The 2616-nt window shown below is 46.3% G+C and carries 2 protein-coding genes and 1 pseudogene; 2 read left to right on the top strand and 1 reads right to left on the bottom strand.

Annotated features, from left to right (window positions below; genetic code table 11):
* Positions 1-551 (top strand): annotated as a pseudogene (locus tag BZG79_RS13875) (glycine betaine/L-proline ABC transporter ATP-binding protein); the annotation flags it as partial.
* Between the two features lie 137 nt (positions 552-688).
* Here the strand turns inward: BZG79_RS13875 and metC are convergent.
* On the bottom strand, positions 689-1882 hold the full coding sequence (gene metC / locus BZG79_RS13870) for a cystathionine beta-lyase (protein ID WP_077576703.1): 1194 nt from the start codon (positions 1880-1882) through the stop codon (positions 689-691).
* Positions 1883-2162: 280 nt separating this feature from the next.
* Here metC and BZG79_RS16475 point away from each other — a divergent pair, with 280 nt between their 5' ends.
* On the top strand, positions 2163-2336 hold the full coding sequence (locus BZG79_RS16475) for a hypothetical protein (protein WP_199877908.1): 174 nt from the start codon (positions 2163-2165) through the stop codon (positions 2334-2336).
* Positions 2337-2616: the final 280 nt, after the last annotated feature.

Below are 2616 nucleotides of genomic sequence, written 5' to 3'. Positions count from 1 at the left end.
ATCTCGACGAAGCGTTACGTCTTGGTGATCGTATTGCCATTTTACGGGACGGTAAGCTGGTACAAGTGGGTGAGCCGGTTGATATTCTACTTCAACCAGCAGACGACTATGTCGAAGCATTTGTTAAAGACGTCAACCGTGCTCGAGCCCTAACCGTTGAAACCGTGATGCAGCCGCAAATCTGTCGTATCAGTGCGACCACAATTGGTGATGCCATTCAGCAGATGCGCCATCAAAAAGTTAATTATGGCTACTACATTACCGAGGAGGGTTACCAAGGTACCTTGAGCCAAAAAGCACTGAGTGACAAAGATCCAAGTGGCCATATCGAGGCTAGCTTACTTGAGGATGTTCCCGCGATTGATCAAGATTCTTTGCTCGAGAGTGTGATTCCAGATACCTTGGAGTCGAAATGGCCACTGCCCGTCTTCGACGATCATGGGGAGCTTATCGGGCATCTCTCACGACAGACTGTTGCCAACATTCTCAGCGAAACAGGAAAAAGCGCGACCGAAACGTTATCCACAAACCCGCCCCAAAAAGCGAGCTAATTATATCAATGCGCCCTACCTATTGGGGCGCATTAACCCAGCTGACCGATCAGTTTCAGACGTGACGACGAAATAGCGAATCGTGATCACCTAGCGCCCTGTTGTCCGGGAGCTAGGTGTTTCGAAAATAGATATGATTACGTCTTATTCACTCGTTCAAAACCAGCGGCAAGATCAGCGATTAAATCCTCCACCTGTTCGAGACCAATATGCAGTCGAACGAGTGTCCCACTGAAACTTACTTTAGCCACGGGCCGGATCCGATTAAGCTGTTCGGGTTGATTGGCAAGTAACAAAGACTCGTAACCTCCCCATGAATAAGCCATGCTAAAATACTTCATAGAGTCGCAGAATGCTTCTAATTGCGTATCGGACAAACGTTCCTTAAAAACGAATGAGAACAGTCCGTTACTGCCACTAAAATCACGGGCAAAATAGCGATGCCCCGGACAATCAGTGAATGCGGGATGAAGCACTTTCGCCACTTCAGCCTGCTCATTCAGCCAGTTGGCAACATGTAACGCATTTTCTTGATGTTGCGCTAGCCGTACATCGAGCGTTCTCAGTCCTCGTGCCGCCTGGTAGGCAGTGTCAGGATCAACGGTTTGTCCCATCAAGTAGGCACGCTCTCTCAGCGTTGGCCAACAGCGCGCATTGGCGACGGCGGTGCCTAGCATATTATCTGAATGACCAATAATGTACTTGGTGCCAGACTGAATAGAAATATCGACACCCTGTGTTAACGGCTGGTATAAGCGACCTGCCGCCCACGTATTATCCATCATGATCACAGCATCTGGGGCGCGATTGCGAACCGCTCGCACAATGGCTGGCGTATCGTGCACTTCCATGGTGTACGACCCGGGTGACTCCAAGAACACGATACGTGTATTCGGCTTGATGCGATGACTAATCTCGTCACCTTCAAGTGGGTCAAAATACTCGGTCTCGATCTGCATGTCGGCCAGTATTTTCTCACAAAAGTCTTGAGTAGGCTCATATGCCGAACCCGATACCAGTATGTGATCGCCCGTTTTAACAAATGCGAGAATACTGTTAGCAATCGCCGCCGCGCCACACGGAAATAACGCACAACCTGTTCCCTGCTCAAGCTCTGTCATTGCGTCTTGCAGCGAAAAGTGAGTGGTCGTACCTCGTCGGCCATAAAACAGCGTTTGTTGGTGACGATTTGCAACCGCGTGTTTCTTTTCTGCTAATGAATCAAAAATGATTGAAGAAGCGCGCTGTACGACTGGATTAACCCCGCCTAAGGTGTAGCCTTTTTGGCGTCCAGCATGGATTAGCTGCGTACGATTCTGTTTCTTTTCCATGGCTCACTCATCCTATGTTGCCCATACCTCTAGCCTAAGCGTTTCGCCAAAAGCAGTAAAGACATTTAGACGTCCATATTGTAATTTTCTATCTATCGATTCAACGATATGTCATCGCGCTAAACGCTAAGCCATCGCGGTTAGCGAAGCGTGTCTAGGTTGATGACTACCCACTCCGCATTTTAGTTCGAACACTAAACAGATCACATTTTTATCTATTTGACTGGAAACACAATGTAAGTGTATATACATTGTATATCTAATTGATAGGCTAAAAAATATGGCAAAAAAAGAAAAAGTTAAAAAAGACAGCCAATTACTGATACGAATCAATAGAGAGCAACGTGACGCGTTTCTGCAAACATGTGACGATCTTGATACCTCAGCGGCTCGAGAAGTCAGACGGTTTATCAAACAATTTTTAAAAGACCACGAAACAAAAAAAGAATCATAACATCCAGTTTACGGTGCAACTTGCCGGTACCCGACCACAGCATTGAAGCTGTATTGCAGTGGCAAACGCTTCGGCAATCTATATTTGAGGAGAGAAAATCATGGCGAAAGTATCAAAGAAAGATCTGAAAAAATCGATCAAGAAAACCAAAGCAAAAGTTGCGAAACAAGAAGGCAAGCTGAAAAAATTGAAAAAGCAACTAAAGCAAGCCTAAGCCACGTTTAGTTAAGCAATAAGCATAAAAAAGCTCGGGGATTTCCCGAGCTTTTTGTTTGTTATG

It is taken from the genome of Salinivibrio sp. MA427, from assembly GCF_001996115.1.
Classification (GTDB): domain Bacteria; phylum Pseudomonadota; class Gammaproteobacteria; order Enterobacterales; family Vibrionaceae; genus Salinivibrio; species Salinivibrio costicola.
This window is presented reverse-complemented; position numbering and strand designations above follow the sequence as displayed.